Source organism: Paenibacillus macerans (assembly GCF_050565405.1).
In the GTDB taxonomy this organism is placed as follows: domain Bacteria; phylum Bacillota; class Bacilli; order Paenibacillales; family Paenibacillaceae; genus Fontibacillus; species Fontibacillus macerans_B.
In genome coordinates, this window is the sequence record NZ_JBNYYG010000021.1 from 18,221 (window position 1) to 35,674 (window position 17,454).

15 protein-coding genes are annotated in these 17,454 nt (G+C 54.9%); 11 read left to right on the forward strand and 4 right to left on the reverse strand.

The window, feature by feature from the left end:
- Nucleotides 1-38: 38 nt before the first annotated feature.
- Complete coding sequence (locus ACQ4N8_RS14260; protein ID WP_430705044.1) at nt 39-2,159, reverse strand: DUF5054 domain-containing protein; 2,121 nt, start codon at nt 2,157-2,159, stop codon at nt 39-41.
- Nucleotides 2,146-3,954 (reverse strand): glycoside hydrolase family 36 protein, encoded by a 1,809-nt coding sequence (locus ACQ4N8_RS14265; protein WP_430705045.1) that lies wholly within the window; start codon nt 3,952-3,954, stop codon nt 2,146-2,148. The genes ACQ4N8_RS14260 and ACQ4N8_RS14265 overlap by 14 nt, the downstream gene beginning before the upstream one ends.
- Nucleotides 3,955-4,276: 322 nt before the next feature.
- Between ACQ4N8_RS14265 and ACQ4N8_RS14270 the strand changes: the two genes are divergently transcribed.
- The 6 genes from ACQ4N8_RS14270 (at nt 4,277) to ACQ4N8_RS14295 (ending at nt 11,264) form a co-directional block, all read left to right on the forward strand.
- On the forward strand, nt 4,277-5,341 hold the full coding sequence (locus ACQ4N8_RS14270; RefSeq protein ID WP_430705046.1) for a LacI family DNA-binding transcriptional regulator: 1,065 nt from the start codon (nt 4,277-4,279) through the stop codon (nt 5,339-5,341).
- Nucleotides 5,342-5,399: 58 nt separating this feature from the next.
- A complete protein-coding gene (locus tag ACQ4N8_RS14275; RefSeq protein ID WP_430705047.1) occupies nt 5,400-6,668 on the forward strand; it encodes an extracellular solute-binding protein in 1,269 nt (422 codons plus the stop codon).
- Nucleotides 6,669-6,680: 12 nt separating this feature from the next.
- On the forward strand, nt 6,681-7,736 hold the full coding sequence (locus ACQ4N8_RS14280; protein WP_430705048.1) for a carbohydrate ABC transporter permease: 1,056 nt from the start codon (nt 6,681-6,683) through the stop codon (nt 7,734-7,736).
- Nucleotides 7,714-8,559: a carbohydrate ABC transporter permease gene (locus ACQ4N8_RS14285; protein WP_430705049.1), complete on the forward strand. Its 846-nt coding sequence runs from the start codon at nt 7,714-7,716 to the stop codon at nt 8,557-8,559. The genes ACQ4N8_RS14280 and ACQ4N8_RS14285 overlap by 23 nt, the downstream gene beginning before the upstream one ends.
- Nucleotides 8,560-8,583: 24 nt before the next feature.
- Nucleotides 8,584-9,969 (forward strand): MGH1-like glycoside hydrolase domain-containing protein, encoded by a 1,386-nt coding sequence (locus tag ACQ4N8_RS14290; RefSeq protein WP_430705050.1) that lies wholly within the window; start codon nt 8,584-8,586, stop codon nt 9,967-9,969.
- A 128-nt stretch (nt 9,970-10,097) separates the two neighbouring features.
- Nucleotides 10,098-11,264, forward strand: a complete 1,167-nt coding sequence (locus tag ACQ4N8_RS14295; protein ID WP_430705051.1) for an MFS transporter — start codon at nt 10,098-10,100, stop codon at nt 11,262-11,264.
- A 71-nt stretch (nt 11,265-11,335) separates the two neighbouring features.
- Here ACQ4N8_RS14295 and ACQ4N8_RS14300 read toward each other — a convergent pair whose 3' ends face one another.
- Together ACQ4N8_RS14300 and ACQ4N8_RS14305 are read right to left on the reverse strand one after the other, a co-directional pair.
- Nucleotides 11,336-11,704 (reverse strand): DUF423 domain-containing protein, encoded by a 369-nt coding sequence (locus ACQ4N8_RS14300; protein WP_430705052.1) that lies wholly within the window; start codon nt 11,702-11,704, stop codon nt 11,336-11,338.
- 228 nt (nt 11,705-11,932) lie between these two features.
- Nucleotides 11,933-13,099: an asparaginase gene (locus ACQ4N8_RS14305; RefSeq protein WP_430705053.1), complete on the reverse strand. Its 1,167-nt coding sequence runs from the start codon at nt 13,097-13,099 to the stop codon at nt 11,933-11,935.
- 468 nt (nt 13,100-13,567) lie between these two features.
- On the opposite strand from ACQ4N8_RS14305, the gene ACQ4N8_RS14310 reads away from it, so the two are divergent.
- The 5 genes from ACQ4N8_RS14310 (at nt 13,568) to ACQ4N8_RS14330 (ending at nt 17,395) form a co-directional block, all read left to right on the forward strand.
- Nucleotides 13,568-14,011, forward strand: a complete 444-nt coding sequence (locus ACQ4N8_RS14310; protein ID WP_430705054.1) for an RNA polymerase sigma factor — start codon at nt 13,568-13,570, stop codon at nt 14,009-14,011.
- On the forward strand, nt 14,008-14,448 hold the full coding sequence (locus tag ACQ4N8_RS14315) for a hypothetical protein (RefSeq protein WP_430705055.1): 441 nt from the start codon (nt 14,008-14,010) through the stop codon (nt 14,446-14,448). Before ACQ4N8_RS14310 ends, ACQ4N8_RS14315 begins: the two co-directional genes overlap by 4 nt.
- Nucleotides 14,449-14,497: 49 nt before the next feature.
- On the forward strand, nt 14,498-15,589 hold the full coding sequence (locus ACQ4N8_RS14320; RefSeq protein WP_430705056.1) for a hypothetical protein: 1,092 nt from the start codon (nt 14,498-14,500) through the stop codon (nt 15,587-15,589).
- Between the two features lie 123 nt (nt 15,590-15,712).
- A complete protein-coding gene (locus tag ACQ4N8_RS14325) occupies nt 15,713-16,408 on the forward strand; it encodes a response regulator (RefSeq protein WP_430705057.1) in 696 nt (231 codons plus the stop codon).
- A gap of 3 nt (nt 16,409-16,411) precedes the next feature.
- A complete protein-coding gene (locus tag ACQ4N8_RS14330) occupies nt 16,412-17,395 on the forward strand; it encodes a HAMP domain-containing histidine kinase (protein ID WP_430705058.1) in 984 nt (327 codons plus the stop codon).
- The last annotated feature ends 59 nt before the right edge of the window (nt 17,396-17,454 follow it).

Here is a 17,454-nt window from a genome sequence, read left to right on the forward strand (position 1 = left end):
ATCAAAGGCGGGTAAGATGCCCGTTCATAACGCCTCCCTTATTGCTTGGGATGGGACTCCAGCTGGATACGGAACCGGAATTTGGCGTCCTCGCCGTACCACATCGGAAAATTGGTGCCCCAAATATTGTTGTGCAGATTAAAGTGCCATCCTTGTTCCAAGGAGGCAAACGTGTTGTCGAATTGCAGGAGTCGTTTGGCGCCCGGCGCAACCAACGCGGCGTCCAGACTTTCGATCGCTGCCCGTCCGTCGGCTCCCTGATAGTAGACGCCCTCGTCAATCGCGTGCAGGTTGCGGTTACCGTCTTTGACGACCTGCAGCGGCGAAACGGCGCGTCCCAACTTGCTCATCGTCCACAGGTTCGGATTGTCCACGGCCAGACCGCAGGCGAACCAGCTCGCTTCCGGAAGGCGGTTGGCATCTTTGCCGAACCATTGCAGGGTGACTTCGAGCTTATTCGCCGAGTGCGGGATGTCGTAGACGATCTCCAGTTCCTTCGGAGCCCCGTAAAGCCCGGTCGCTTCCTCCGGCATGCGCAGCCGCAGGACATAACGGTCCGAAGCTGCCATCGGTTGATGCTCCAGCGCATCAAGCACCGGGTAGTACAGCTTGTGGCCGGGCAGCGGCCGGACTTGTTCGAAGCCGGGTTTGCCGAAATCCGCGTCCGCCCAAGGATGGGTCGCGGGGAGGTTCTCCATGTACGTCCGGAAATAATGGGCGTAATTTTCCGTGCCGAATGTTTCGTAGACAAACTCGCCTAGCGGATGCTGTTCGTTCGTCCAGTTTTTTCCGCAGCCGTCGGTCAGGGCGATTAAGGCTCCGCGCTCCGAGAAAGCAAGTTCAAAAGCGCCGCTGCGGTAGGGCGTGCGAGCCTGCAGATGAGCGCTACCGCTCAGGCCTGTTTTTTGCGGGGTCAGCTCGGCCAGGGCCTGCAGAGCTTCCAACTGCTTATCCGGGCGCAGCTTCAGAGCCGCCTGTTCGACATAAGCCCGCTGTTCAGCCCAGGAAGACTCCAGCATGGAATAGGAACGCCGGCTGGCTTCTTTGCTGAACAAAGCGCTGGATTGTTTATCGAACTCGTCTAGCGCAAAAGCGCCGATGTAGCCGTATTTTGCCGGAATATCCGTAGCATCGATCTCGTTCCTGGCGCGTGCGGCATGAAAATCCTGCTTGGCATAGCTGCGAAAATCCGGAAGCCATTTCTTTAGATCAAGCCCCCATGTGTGCTCGGCGACGAGCATCAAAGCCTCGCTCATCGCCCGGTAATCGGCATCGTTCTCGCCGATGCTTCCCTCGCCGAGCCATTTGCTGCGAAGCCGCAGCAGCTCGCGATATCCCGCCAGTTTGCGCGGATCGGTGGCCGCACCGTGGATCCAGGTATCGCCGATTTCTTCCGTCACGATCGGAAGTTGTTCGCGGACCGACTCCAGCGCCGCCGCAAATGCATCCAAGGTGGAGGCGACGACCTCGGCTCCGGGAAAGCGCTGCCGTAATTCGCGGAACTGACCGCAGATTTCCTCTTCGCTCGGCGGGCCGCAATTGTCGCCGGTATGGGCGAAGACGAGCGCGTCCTTCAATCCATCCATCTCAAGCACTTCGCCGTAAGTTCCGGCGTAATTGACGATGATTTCAGCGCCGTCCGGCGATACCCAGCGGAACAGCTTCGGTACGGCCGGTTTTTTTGAGGCCGGGTTGACGCCGATATGTAAATAACGGACTCCGCCTTCCTGCAACGGCCGAACCATGGCGACCGTGTGTCCGGGCACGTCGGTCATTTTGGCGGCGATCGTCGTTTTGCCGTATCGCTTATCTAGCCGGTGGCTCAGCGAAAGGCCGAAGGACAGCAGTCGCGCATCGATCAGCTCGGTATGCGTCGTAAACGGCAGGGCATGCCAGGCGATAAGGCCCTTTTGGATCGCCTGCTCCATCCGCAGCCGCTGCGGTTCGTCGGCATGCTCAAGATAGTGGTGAATCAGCCAGGAGCCCACGGTCCAGACGAAACGTTCCGGACCCGGGCTATTTTCCATGCGTTCGGCCAACTCTAACGCCTGCGGAATAAATTCCTCGCGGTACTGCCTGGCTACGTTGGCGGCCAGATGGGTAAATCCGATATCGAGGTGAGTCTTGAAAATGACGTGTACGCGTTCAATCTTTGACATATGCCTGCCCCTCCGCAATCATTCGGGTCAAGCGGACGCTTCCGGCTTTGGGAACCGCCGCTTCAAATAGATTTTCGCCGATCTCTATCGATTGTAAGCCTATTGTCCGGCCGCAGCAATCTTTAATTTCCATCTTGTAGACGGCGGGGGAGAGGTGCGGTTTGATCACGACGTTCTCGCTGGATGTTCCGTTGACGATCGTCAATTGGTTGAATTCGTCCCCGAGTTCAACGACCATGCTGGCATATAAGGCAACGATTTGGCGTTCGTCCTTTCGGGCCCATACGATCGGGTACAGCAGCTCGGGACATCGCGGTGCCAGCTCGCCCTGAAGCAGGACCTCGCGATGTTCGGCGCAGAAGGAAAGCCAGTGACGGAGCATGTCCAGATGTTCGGATCCGAGTTCCTCGAGACGGACGGAAATTTGCGGCACCGAGAAAAGAACGTTGATCAGCTGCAGGGCGGCATTTTCCGCGGTCTCGTTGTAATTGAACATGATCATGTCCGAATGGACGGCCGTGTTCCCCGACAGCAGCCGCAGGTCCAACGTTCGAATCCGGTTCTGGATGAAGTCGTTCGGACAATCGTTCGCCCGGAACATGTTGCCGTATTTCCGCATCAAAGGGCCGATGTAGGTCTGCCTGAATTCGATCAGGATGTCGGGTTTGATTGCCCGGAGCCGGATCATGACATCGGACAGCAGCCGGTCGACGGCCTCCGGTACGGAGCGGTAATCCTGACCTTCGCATGCGCCTTGGCGGTTTAGCTCATAAGTCAGCCTGAAGCTGTCGACGAAATCGAGCTTCAAGCCGTCGATGTTCCAATCCCGGACCGCCCGTTCATAAGTTTCGATCAAGAACTCCCGAACCTCCGGGAACCGGGGATCGAGGACGCCGGCGTTTAATTTCTCCTCAGTCAGCAGCAGTTTATCCTTAAAGCGGTCCCACACCTTGCTGTAAATACCGACAAAAGGCACCGAGTACCACAGCAAATATTTCAAGCCCAGTCGGTGAACCGCCTCGACATGCACCTTCATATCGGGGATTTTCGTCTTGCAGACTTCCCAATCGCCGGTATATCCGTAACCCCGGCTATTATCCTCCGTTTGCCAACCGTCGTCGACGATGATGCTGTCGCAGCCGATGTCCTTGGCTAGCCGGCACTGCCGCTCCAATGCGGCGGCGGTCAAGTTCTGGTGGAAGGAGTACCAGGTCGAATACATGGGGCGCAGCGCGGCGGCGGGAACGGCCGCGGGCCGAAACCCGGGAAGCGTCTCCCACCAAGCGGCCACGCTGCTTAATGCCTCATAGTAAGGGATGTCACGGTAGTCGAGGCGAAGCGTGGCTTCATAGACCTCAAGCTCGGGCATTGGTTCTTCGAACAGCGAAATCGAGCAGAGAAATGTAGAGTCTTCCTCATGGATCCCCGCTTTTAGCGTCAATTGGTTCAGCGCATCCGAAAAAGCGAAGGTCAGCCGGTTTTGTCCCTGCACATTGAACAAGGCCGCCACCGGGGCAAGCGAAGTAATCCGGGACGGAAATCCGTCGCCCCAATCGATGTGGAACGCTTTGTTGCGGTCCGTTCCCGGATGCCATAAGGAATGAATATCCACCGAAGGCTGGGACCATTCGATTCGGCAAATCGGCGAATGCGCTTTCCTGGGTTTGGCGGTAAGTCGGATATGGTACAAAACGACATGTTCTTCCGGATATTCGCGGCGTGTGGTGATTTCAACCCCGTCTTCTTCGGGGGTTATAGTGATTGCCGGGATGGTTGCGTTGATTAAACTTTTCATAATTCCTCCTGTGCGCAAGTCGTTGATTTTAGGAATGCGAGTTCATAATCGAGTATATAGTTTACGAAACATATAGTAAACAAAAATCTTAATCGCATTGAAAAAGTGCTGAAAATAGCTATGAATAATACTGAATCCCAAAATGAAAGCGACGATCAAAAAGTTATTGTCAAAATATTCGTCGTCTGCTATAGTGAACTCAACAATCAGTTCGCTAATGTTTACTAAACAAAACATCTTATTGTTGGCAAATTGATTGCTAAACTATACAATGAATGCGAGGGATGTTTCCCAAAAAAGAAGCGGAAATAGGTGATTTGTTTTGGCAACAATTCGTGATGTGGCCAGTTTGGCCGGCGTGTCTCCATCCACGGTATCCCGTGTTTTGAATGGAGACCCGTCCCTATCGGTCCAGGAGGAAACGAGGAAGAAAATCATGGCCGCCGTGGAGCAGTTGCAGTACAAGATCGTTCAACGGCGCCCCGCTGCGGCGAAAGCGGCGCAGTTAAAAGACTGCAAAATCGGACTGGTTACTTTCTGCTCCGAACAATTCGAGTCGGAGGATCCGTACTATTTGTCCATTCGTCTGCAAATCGAGAAGGAATTCAATCAGTTGGGTCTGCACATTACCCGGACGATCCGATGGGTGAACCACGAATCGTATGAGAGCCTCTCCGGCCTTGACGGCTTGATCGTGATCGGCAAATTCGAATTCGACCCTTACAATCTGTTTTTTAGCCGGATTCAGAATGTCGTGTTCGTCGATTACAGCCCCGACGAAAATCGGTTTGATTCGGTCATCGTCGATTTCAACAAGGTCACGATCATGGCTCTGGATCATCTGATCGGTCTGGGATATACGGAAATCGGCTTGATCAGTTCGCGTGATTTTATTAACCGCTTCGGTTCCAATACGGGGTTTGATTCGGTGGATCAACGGCAAAGCAGCTTCGAGTCTTATATGAAGCAAAAAAAGATGTACATGCCCGAGCATGTGCATATCGGCAACGACTTTTCGATGTCTACCGGATATCGTCTTATGAAGCACGCGATCGACAAGGGGAATCTTCCGCAGGCGTTTCTGATCGGCTCCGACCCGATGGCCATCGCGGCGGGCAGGGCGATCAAGGAGTCCGGCTTGAAAGTGCCGAAAGATATCGCCATCGTAGGCATCGACGACATCGAAATGGCAGTCTACGCCGATCCGCCGTTAACGACGGTCAAGATTTACACCGAACAAATGGGCCAAACCGCTGTTAGAATGCTGCTCGAACGGATGAACGGCAGAGAGGTTCCGCTGAAGGTCGTGCTCCCGTCCAAGCTGATTGTCCGCAGCAGCTGCGGAGCTGAACGAAAGCTCGATGCTCAGGGGGGCGTTGGTTCATAACCGATAGGGTCGGTTGTCGTTGCAGCCGGCCGTATAACTATCATTAGGGGGAAGCAAAGTGAAAAAATGGACTTTTGTGGTTTTGTCTCTTCTGGTTGTAATTGGTTTAACGGCTTGCGGGGGCGGAAACAAAGCCGCAGAAAATAACGCGGTAGCGGAAAATTCCGCCGGCAACGCGGGTTCGGCTGCGAAGGGGAGTATCAGCTTCGCCTATTGGGGCGCGCAAACGGAAGCCGATGCGATTAAGCAGGTGATCGACAATTTTCAAACCAAGCATCCGGAAATCAAAGTGGAAAACCAGTGGATTCAGCAAGATTACCTCACCAAACTGCAAACGATGATCGCCGGAGGCACCGCGCCCGATGTCATCCTGATCTCCGGAGGGGATTTGCCCGGATTTGCAAACGCTTTCCAAGAGCAGCAAGTCGATCCTTCGGTGTTCAGCTCGCAATCCTTAGTGGACGCGATGTCGATCGACGGCAAGGTTTATGCGGCTCCGTTTATCATCAAACCGAAGGTCATGGCCATCAACGTGGATTTGTTTGAGAAGAACAATATTCCGCTGCCGAGCAAAACCGAACCGATGACGACGGAGCAGTTCGACGAAATCGCCAAGCAGATCACTTCCGGCGAAGGCCAGTCCAAAATTTACGGCTCCGAGCCGTTGTGGCTGGGCAACTGGATCTATGCTTTCAATGGACGCTATTACACCGACGACTTGAGCGAATCGGCGCTGGGTGCGCCGGAAGCGATCGCCGCCGGAGAATACATCGTATCGACGAAGCAAGCCGGCATCGTGCCGAGCGACAGCGAAAAGCAGGGTCAAAACATGATGAACTGGTACCTCGGCGGACGGATCGGCATGTTCACCGACTTTGGTCCGTGGTACATCCCGCAAATGGCTGAAACGGAAGGGTTTAACTGGGATTTGGTGCCGTTCCCGGGTAACGGCGGCTCCAAGGAAGTAGACGGCCTGGCGCTGAGCAAGGACAGCAAAAATCCCGAAGCGGCCCAAACCTTCATCGATTATTTGACCCAAAACGAAGAAGCGCAAAAGATCATCGGCGGAAACAAAAGCGCCTACGGGGTACCGGTGCTGGCCGGCGCAACGGCGGCATTTGAGCAAATCTATCCGGACAAGAACCTGAAGGCCTTCGTGCTGGCCGCGGAAAACCAACATATCCAGGAGGCGCAAAAACGCACGAACGAAATCAACAACGAAATGAAAGCCATTGACGATCTGACTCCGATCGGGATCGGAAACCACGATGTGAAAGAGATCTTCCCGCAGGTGGCCGAAAAGATTAATCAGATTTTAGGGCGATAACGGGAGCGGCCTATGAACGGAATCATTGAAACACTTTACCGATTTTTCGAAACCTTGGGGATGCCGGCGGCTCTGCTGCCGCTTCTCCCTTTTCTGACGTGCATCGTGCTCTTGTACGCCGTTCTCTTCGCGGTCACCGGTTTGCTGGTCAGGAAGAAAGTGCTGCATATCAAAACCGCCAGCTTCTATATGTTTGTGTCGGTCTGGGTCGTAGGATTCCTGTTGTTTACGCTCGGGCCGATGATTTTCTCCTTTTATATCAGCTTTACCCATTGGGAAGTCGTCAGCGATCCGGAGTGGGCCGGGCTCGATAACTACCGGATGCTGTTCAAGGACAGCCTGTTCTACAAATCGCTCGGCGTTACTTTCTATTACACGCTGGTGAGCGTTCCGCTACAGGTCGTGCTGTCCTTGTTGATCGCCCTGTTGATGAATTTGAAGCTGCGAGGAATCTATCTGTTCCGCACGATCTACTACCTGCCTACCTTGGTGCAAGGGGTTGCGCAAATGGTGTTGTTCATCTGGATTTTCAATCCGAACGTGGGGCTGATCAATTCGGTGCTCCACCTGGTCGGCATTGAGGGGCCGGCGTGGCTATCCAGCCCGTCCTGGTCGATGCCGGCGATCATCATCATGAGCTTGTGGACGGTCGGCGGGAATATGATCATTTATTTGGCGGGTTTGTCGGATATACCGCAAAGCTTGTACGAGCAGGCGGAGATCGACGGCGCTACGGCGCTGCGCAAAATGTGGAGCGTGACGCTGCCGCAAATTTCGCCGATCCTGTTCTTTAACGCCGTAACGAGCATGATCGGCGCCTTTCAGACATTTACCCAAGGTTTTCTGGTGGCGGGAGGTCCTGATAATTCCTTGCTCTTCTATGCCTACTATTTGTACCAAAATGCCTTTATGTGGTTCAAGATGGGCTACGGCTCCGCGCTGGCCTGGGTACTGTTCTTGATCATTCTGATTTTTACGGCGCTGGTGTTCCGAAGCAGCGCGTTGTGGGTTTACTACGAAAACGAAGTTGGAGGGAGGAAGCGCCGTGTCCGCAAACAAAGGGGGTAAAAACGCCGCAACGCGTATATTGGCCTATATCGTGCTCATTGCGGGAAGCGTCGCGTTTTTGTATCCGTTCATCTGGATGATCGCCGCTTCGCTGCGCAGCCTGGAGGAAATCGCGAGATCCGGCATGGGCGTGTGGCCGCAAAACTGGCGGTGGGAAAATTACGCTAAAGCGCTAACCGCGTTTCCGTTCGGCCGTTATTTGGTCAATTCCCTGATCACCACCATTTTACCGATCGTCGGCACGGTGTTTTCCTGCTCGCTGGTCGGGTATGCGTTCGCGCGATTAAAGGTCAAAGGCAGCGGACTCATGTTCGTGCTGGTGCTGTCGACGATGCTGCTGCCCGGCGAGGTGACGATGATCCCCCAATTCATCCTGTTCAAAAACCTGGGGATGCTGGATTCGTTATATCCGCTGATCGTCCCGGCGTTTTTCGCTTCGCCGTTTTACATTTTTTTGTTCCGCCAGTTTTATTCCCGGCTGCCGGTGGGTCTGGAAGAGGCGGCGATTATCGACGGTTGCGGCTATTTCAAGATTTGGCGCACGATCTTCCTGCCGCTCTCCAAGCCGGCCCTTATGGCCGTGGGCGTCATGGTATTCATGGGCTCGTGGAACAACTTTATGGGGCCGCTCATCTACGTCAACAGCGATCGCTGGAAGACGCTCACTTTGGGGTTGGCCGGCTTCCAGGGGACGTATTCGACCGATACGAATTTGCTGATGGCCGCCGCGGTCGTGATCACCTTGCCGTGCATCGTTTTGTTTTTTACCGCCCAAAAGGCGTTTATGGAAGGTTTGACGTTCTCGGGTTCGAAAGAAAGCTAAATAAAGATAGGGGAGTGGAAAATTGTGAGCGATACGATGGAATTGAGGAAAAAGGCAGGAGCCATAACCTTCCGTTCGCCGGATGCCGAACTGAACGAAGGGTTTGTCTGGGCCAAACGCCAAGCACTGGAATACGCCCATTTCGGCGAAGATGCCGTCGGGCTTTGGTATGAAGCGGCCCTGCCGGGCCGGGAAGCGTTTTGCATCCGGGACGTCATGCATCACAGCGCCGGCGCGGCGGCTTTGGGCCTGGCGCCGCACACGAAAAACATGCTGCTGCGGTTTGCCGAAAATATCGCGCCGTCGCGGGATTGGTGCACCTACTGGGAAATTACCAAGGATAATAAGCCTGCCAAAGAGGACTACGATAACGATCGGGACTTCTGGTATAACCTGCCCGCCAACTTCGACATCATCGATGCATGCTGGCGGATGTACCTGTGGACGGGCGACAGAGACTACTTGGCGCATCCGGTTCTTCGGGAATTTTTCCGATTGACCTTAACGGAATATACAACAACCTGGGACAAAGACGGGGACGGCATATTGGACTATAACCCCGCTTACGGGCGTCGTGGTCTGGCCACGTACAACGAAGCGGGCATCCAACCTTTGGCCGGCGGAGATATGGTCGGCGCGCAAATTGCCGCCTACCGCGCCTACTCCCGGATGGCCGAGCTTGCCGGCCGGAACGAGGAGAAAGAAAGTTTCGCCGCCAAGGCGCAAGAGCTGGAGGAGAGCTATGATCGCCTTTGGTGGAGCGAAGAGCACGGGCGCTTCAGCGGCGCGATGCGGCAGGACCGGACGTTCGTCACGAAATACAACGCCGAAGGCACGTTCCTTCCGTTGTATTTCGGGGCAGTGGCGGATCCGGGCAAGCTGCGCCGGGCTTTGGAGGACGTGGGCGTGAACCTCGTCGAAAACGTGGAGGGCAAAACGTATCTGCCGGATATTTTCTACCGGTACGGAATGATCGAGGATGCTTATCGCGAGCTGAAGGAATTGGTCGCCCCGTCCCTTGACCGCCGCGAGTATCCCGAGGTTTCTTATTGCGCGGTAGGGGCTGTGGCCACCGGGTTGATGGGGATCTCCGGAGACGGCAACGACGGGCTGGCGACGCAGCCGAAACTGGCGGCCTCATTGGAATGGGCGGAGTTGACCGAGGTGCCGGCGCTTGGACGAACGATAGCGGTCCGTCACTACGGAAACGATAAGACAGCGTTAACTCTCCAAGAGGGCGAGGCGCTTTTCTGGAAGGCATCCTTCCCATTCCGCACCGATGTCCTGTTCCATAACGGGAAGGCTGTACCTGCGCAAACCGTTGCAACGGAGCTCGGCGACGCGATCTCCTTCATTACCGTCGAGGTGAACGAAGGGGAGACACACGTCGTAACGCTGTCCGCGGAATAATATAAATCGAATGCAGATCTATTGGCGCATTTCTGATATGATACGTTTAGCAGGCTGATTCTTTGAAACCGGCCTGCTTTTCCTTATGCAGGTTCGTATACATAAGAATATGGGAGAGAAACGAAGCGGTGAAAAACAGAAACTACGTGTTTTGGGGATTTTTCGTTTTAATGATCGCGCTGGGGGCCAGCGATAGCCTGCGCGGGGTCTTTTCCGTCGTATTCGCCGACCATTTCGGGCTGACGACGAACCAGGTTGCCCAAATCGTGACGGTGAGCTACGCCGGGAATCTGGTCTTCTTATTGATCGGCGGCAGATTGACGGACCGGTTCGAACGGAAAAAAGCGATGCAAGCCATGCTCCTTATCTGGATGATGGCGCTGCTGCTGTTCGTGCTTTCGGACAACTTTTATGCCGTTTTGATCGGGATGTTTTTGGCGATGGGGGCTTCCACCTTGCTGAGCACCACGATTAATATCGTAACCCCGCTGTTGTTCGCGGCAACGCCGGGACTGGCGGTCAACTTTTTGTTTTTCGTGCAGGGGGTCGGCACTACCGGGAGTCAGAGCCTGGTCGGCAATTTCGCCGGAAGCTTCTCCGATTGGAAGCTGACCAACGGCATTCTGCTCGCGTTGGGCGTCGTCGCTTTCCTGTTCGTTTCTTTGAACCGGATTCCCGACAACCGAAGCGAAGGGGAGCGGGAGGGCGATCCGGTCCGAAAGCACCGCTTCCGGGACGTCGTGGCCAACCGTTCGTTCGTGCCGCTGGTGCTGCTGTTTGGCTGCTATTTTATTGCGGAGCATGGTATTTTGAACTGGCTGGTCGCTTACGGCACGAACCATTTGTCCTTGTCCCAGGGGGGCGCTGCCAACTATTTGGCCGTGTTTTTCGGCGGGATCACGGTGGGGCGGCTGATCTTCTCGCCGTTGATCGACAAGCTTGGTTTGTTCCGCAGCATCACGTGGTTTGCTTTGGCGGCGTGCGTTCTTTACGTCACGGGGATTTTGTGGGGGAAGCCCGGCTTATGGCTGCTTAGCGCCAGCGGTTTGTTCTTCTCGATCCTGTATCCGACGATCGTCATGATGCTGCAGCGATTTTATCCCGCGGGCCTGATCTCGACGGCTACGGGGGCGATCATCAGCGTCGCTTCCTTGTTTGACATCGGGTTTAATTTCTTTTTCGGAAAAATCATCGATATGGCCGGTTACGAGCGGGGATTTCTGATATTGCCCGTCAGCATGGTGTTGTTCGTGGTAATTTACCTTGTTGGGGTCCGGGACAAAAGCGCAGCTTAACTCTCCGGAACTTCTCGCACGATGAGAAAATGCGAAATTCCTGCGAAACCGCACTTTTGTAGGCTTTCGTTTTACCCTTGAATCGCGGCGATCGCAAAAATGACCCAGCCGGCCAGGAAGCATAGTCCGCCCAGCGGCGTGATGGCGCCAAGCTTCCGGATGCCCGTCAAGCTTAAGGCGTACAGGCTGCCGGAAAATAAGAGGATCCCGGCAAACAGGAACCAGCCGGACAACACGATCAGCGAGGCGTGGTCGAGCCGGTCTGCGGCGAGCCCCAGCAGCAATAACCCCAGGCTGTGGGCGATATGGTACTGGATCCCGGTTTGATACGTTTTTTGCTTGTCTTCGGTCAGGATGTTCTTGAGGGCATGCGCCCCGAAGGCGCCAAGGGCTACGGCGAGAAACATCATGATGCTGCCAAGCGTAAGCAACGTTTGCATTTTATAGAAACACCTCCCTCCAAATCTTACCGATTCCCCGGACGCTCGTCAAATTGAAGCCCAAAAACAGCTGCGCCCTTTTAAGAGGAAACGCAGCTGTTTTTGAAGATATCAGAAAGTATAAACTTCGGAGCATTGGTATCCTGATATCGCAAGAAAAACTAACGTTAAACGCGGTCTGTCTACTTTGAATGTACGTCGATAGACGTTTTTCTTATGTTCGAACCTTTATTTGGCCGGACGCTCGATTTGTCCGTAGCCGACCGTCGTAAACCAGTCCTTGACCGTATCGAACTCCTTCGAGAAGGACAAGCAGAGCAGCAACAGAATACGGGCGTGGGCGGCGTTGAGGTTATCCCCGGCAATGATGCCGTCGCCGCTGGAATAGTTGCTGCCCGAACCGGTACGGGTCGTCGTGACGAATACGACGCCTTTTTCGATCGCGGCTTTACGCTCCTCGCTCATTGCCTTGGATATGCCGCCTGCGCCGGTTCCGGCGGTCACGATGCCTTTGGCGCCGTTTGCGACGAACCCGCTGATCGCGCCGGGACCGGCATCCTGATAGGAGTATGCGATTTCGACCTTGGCCAGAGCGCTTTTGGCGATTTTGCCGAGGTCAAACGGCGTAGCCCATTCGCTAGCCGGCTTCAACGCGCGGAACGGCGCCCGGTAAACGCGGATCGTCTTCTCATCGATATAGCCAAGGGCGCCGATTTCCGGCGTGACGAACGTGTCGGTCCGGTAGGAGTTGGTCTTCGTCACTTCCCGGGCGGCGTGGAATTCGTCGTTCAGCATCAGGACGGTGCCGAAATACTTCGTTTTGCCGCTGGCCGCGAGCTTGATCGCGTTATACAGGTTGGCCGGCGCGTCCGTCCCGATCACGGTCCACGGCCGCATCGAGCCGGTTACGACTACGGGTTTCGGGCTGCGAACGGTCAGGTCGAGGAAGTAGGCGATCTCTTCCATTGTATCGGTCCCGCTCGTTACAACGACGCCGTCCTGGGTTTTGAGCGCTTCGTCCACTTTCAGGGATAAATCGTATAATTGCTCAATCGTATAAGCGCTGGAGCCGGAGTTGCCGAACTGATAGGTGGTGACGTCGGCGATTTGATCTTTATTCGGAAGCGAGGCGACCAGATCGGCGATCGGCAGCGAACCGGCCTTGTAGTTCTGGAAGCTGGTTTCGTCCTTGGATTGTCCGGCCAGCGTGCCGCCGGTGGCGATCACCTGCACCTTGGGCAGCTTTTTGACGGCTTCGGCTGCCGTAACGGTGCCGGTAACGGTCGTCGTTTCAGCCGCGGAAGCCGGGGCGAGAAACAGATTGGGGAGCAGGGCGGTTACCGCCAGCCCGGTGACCAAAAGAGTTTTTAAACTGCGGGAAGTCCATTTCTTCATTCCATCAACCTCCAAGATGTTTTTTTGCGTTAACGATATGTAAGATAAAATAACGTATAATCGCTAACCTGAAATGAATTATAGTTCGATGTCATATTTTATGACAAACAAGAATGATCCCGAAGTAAACGCTTAACAACGGGGAAATCGATGACATATCCTTGGTTATCTCTCGTTTAAAGCATTTTCATAAAATCTAAAAAAAGAAACTTTTATGTAAATTTATATGACATTCGATTTGAGTCTGGAATATTTTAAGGTCAAGGTAAATGTAGAACTTTGGTATCTTTCAAACGTTTTTAAAAATAGTGCAGGGGCAGGACGAGCCGCGTACGTCTATATCATTGGGAGGAGGGGAGAGTCATTGACGAAACGTCGTTTATTCTGAGATTTCAGCAGGGAGACCGCGGCGTATTTCCGTGGCTGGTCCGGGAATACGGCACTCATGTATACCGGGTAGCCTATTCGGTGCTGCATGATGCCAAGGAAGCGGAAGACGCTGCGCAAGAAACCTTCCTGCAAATCTATAAATCTCTCCCGGAGTACCGTTCCCGAGGACTAAAGACCTGGATCACCCGCATCGCCGTCAATAAGGCGATCGATTTCAAACGCAGGCGGGAGCGCCGCAAAGAAGAGCAATGGGACCCTGCCGATCTGGAGCTTCAAGCTCCCGTACGGGAGGACGATAGCCTGGCAGAATTGCTGGATGCCGAACGCAGCCGGGAGCTTCGCCGCAAAATCGCCAAGCTTCCGTCGGGGCACCGCCAAATCGTCACCGAGTTTTATCTGGAAGGAAAAAGCCATGAGCAAATCGCCGCAGAACTTAGCGTGACGGTCAAAACGGTTGAATCCAAGCTATACCGGGCTAGAGCCTATATTCGCGAGCATTGGCCAAGGGAGGAATGGGGATGAGCAGCAAGGAGGAGAACAAACCCGGGCTGTGGACGGATTACATACGCGGGAATGCCGAGCCGGAGGCGCAAGGGCGCATGGAAGCCCTGCTGCTGAGGGATGAAGCGGCCTTTGCGGCATACGCCGAAGCTCTATCCTCGCTGGAGCAAGAGCTGCCCGAACCGGAAGACGAGGCTGCGTTGATGCGAGCCGTATTAGGGGCCTTGCCGCGGGAAGAGCAGCAGCTGAAGCCGGCGAAGCGAACCCATGCCTGGAGCCGACACCCTTTGTTCCATTATGTCATTGCCGCTTCCATTACGCTGCTGCTGCTGACCGGCGGATTTTTTGACCGGATGACCGCAGGGGCGGGCGAGCTGTTGAACCGGCCGCAGCAGCCTTCGCTGAGCAAGCAGATGATGGAGGCTGCGACGGGCTGGCTGGACGGCTTGAAACGATAAAATATCAATCATATTCGTACAAAATAGAGGGAGAAAGGAAGGATTCGCAATGCCATTTATCCGCAATCGGCTGCTGGCTTTACTGTTGAACTTTATCCCCGGCCTGGGGCATCTCTACTGGGGCAAAAAAGGGAGGGGCGTGTTCTATCCGAGTCTTTTTTTCGGCGGGCTTTTGTTAGGCTTCGTATTGTCTATGGCCACGACTAGCGGTGAGCTGGCTATGGTTACCCTGATCTCGGGAATCCTCCTCTGGCTGGTATCGATGGTCGACCTGATGGTGACGATGCTCCGCGAGCCCGCGGAGGAAATGGCTTACCGGGAGCATTTGCAGCATGTGCAGGGACCTGGGCGGGAGTCGGAAAAGTTCTATACGATCCTGCTGTCCTTCGTGCCGGGGTTGGGACATTTTCAGCTTGGACTCATGCAGCGCGGACTGTCGTTTTTGATCGCTTTTTTCGGCTTGATCACGATGATGTTTTTCGTTACGAGCGTGACGAATGAATCCGTGTTCCTGCTGTTCCTTGGACTGCTTCCGATCATATGGCTATATTCCATGTTCGATGCCGTGCAGCTCGTGCACCGCAAGCAAGCCGGAGAGGTCCTGATGGACCGGTCGCTGTTGGACGAATGGGAGGCCGGGCGGATCGAAGGCCGGCGCAGCAAGGTGCTGGGGACGCTGCTGTCCGCTTTTCCGGGGGCCGGCCAAATGTACCTGGGCTTGCAAAAACGCGGCCTGCAAATGATGGTGTTGTTTCTGGGCAGTTTCTACGTGATCGACGTGCTGCGGCTGTCGGTATTCCTGTTCGTTATCCCGATTATTTGGTTTTATTGCTTTTTCGACGGCCTGCAGCAGTTGAGCCGCTACGGCATCCTGCCGATGGAGGATCATCCGCTGATTCAAACGAGGGGGGAACACCAGCATTGGCTGGGGATCGCCCTGATCCTGTTAGGGGTTTATTTCGTTGGCATGGAATTGATCGTGCCGTTCGTCGATGCGAGGTTCCCCGAGCTAAGGCTGCATCTCCGGATCGATAAATACCTGCGCCCGACCGTCATCGCCTTGCTGCTGATCGGCGGGGGAGTGAAGCTGCTGGCAAAACCGAAGCGGCGGGACGCGATTTGGGAAGACGGGGAAATATAAGAGATTTGCATTAGCTTAATGAGAGACGGGCGTCCTTAGGGCGGAAGTCTCTCTATTTTCTTTTGCGGGCAGGAATTTGTTACAATGCAGGAAGTGGGATTGAGAGAAAAGGAGAACAAAACGATGTTTAAAGTATTTATCGTCGAGGATGATAAACCGTTGTTGGTCCTGCTGGAGCAATATTTGCAGCGATTCGGCTACGACACCCGCGCGGTGAGCGATTTTGCCGCGGTAAAGGACGAATTTGAACGATATAACCCCCATTTAGTGCTGATGGACGTCAATTTGCCGAAATACGACGGGTATTACTGGTGCCGCCAAATCCGTAACTTATCCACATGCCCGATCGTGTTTTTGTCAGCGCGCGAAGGTAAAATGGACCAGGTGATGGCGCTGGAAAACGGCGGCGACGACTATATAACCAAACCCTTCGATTACGATATCGTGATCGCGAAAATCAAAAGCCAGCTGCGCCGCGCATACGGCATGTATGCCGGCGGCGGGGACGACCGCTCCTTGACGGTGGCCGGACTGCGGCTGGACCGGGACCGCCTGCATCTCAGCCTGCATGAGAGCCGGGTGGAACTTAGCCTGACCGAGGTCAAAATCCTGGATGAGCTGATGAGCAAAATCGAACAGGTGGTCGGCCGCGACCGGCTGCTGGAGAAAATATGGGACGACCAGGCGTTCGTCGACGATAACACGCTTAATGTTTACGTCACGCGGGTGCGGAAGAAGCTATCCGCGCTGGGCATCGACGATGCGCTGCAGACCGTGCGCGGCCAGGGTTACCGGCTCGTGCCGCAGTGGGAGAATTAGAAGATGCGGCTGTTTATTCGGGAGCAGCGTCCGCTAATCGTGATTTATGTGCTGCAGTTGGCGATTACCACGTTCGTTTACTGGCTGGACGGCTACCGTCATCCGGCGATCAGTTTGTACGCCGTGCTGCTTAGCACGTGTTTGCTGCTGGCGTATTTGATCTATCGCTATATGACCAACCGGACGTTTTACCGCCGTTTGGAAGAACCGCTGGATTCGCTTCGCGGGTTTGCCGATGTGAAGCCGGGAACTCCGCTGTCCGACGGACTGCGGCAGTTGCTCAAAGCGCAGTACCGCCATTACCTGGCGGAGCTGAACGGACAGCAAAGCAAAATCGACGGCCACCTTCATTTCATCAACCAATGGGTGCATCAGATGAAGACGCCTTTGTCCGTCATTCATTTAATGGTGCAAAACGACGACGACCCGCGTTCGGTCGCGATCGGCGACGAGCTGGACCGGCTGCGCAAAGGGCTGGAAATGGTGTTGTATACCGCCCGGTTGGACGCGTTTGAGCATGACTTCCTGGTGGAGACGCTGGAACTGGAGCCATTGGTGCGGTCTGTCGCATCGGCGCAAAAACGTTTGTTCATCCGCCGCAAGGTGTTTCCGCTCATCGAGATCGAAGCGGGCCTATCCGCAGCCTCGGATGAGAAATGGCTGTCGTTCGTGCTGACGCAAATCATGACGAACGCCGTGAAATATACCGTTAAGGAGAAGGCGAAACTCCGTTTTCGCGGCTTTTCGCGGGGCCGCGAGGCGGTGCTGGAAATCGCGGACGAAGGCGTGGGCATCCCGGAAAGCGATGTGCCGCGGGTGTTCGACGCTTATTTCACCGGGGAAAACGGCCGGAGCTTTCAGGAGTCGACCGGGATGGGCTTGTACCTGGTGAAGCAAATCTGCGACAAGCTGGGGCACCGGGTCGAATTAGAATCGCAGGCGGGACGGGGCACGACCGTGCGGATCGTGTTCCGGCCGGACGAATAAGCTTACAACGAAGTAAGGTAACTGTAAGGTTGAGCCATGGAGCCGGCAGCCGCGGCCTT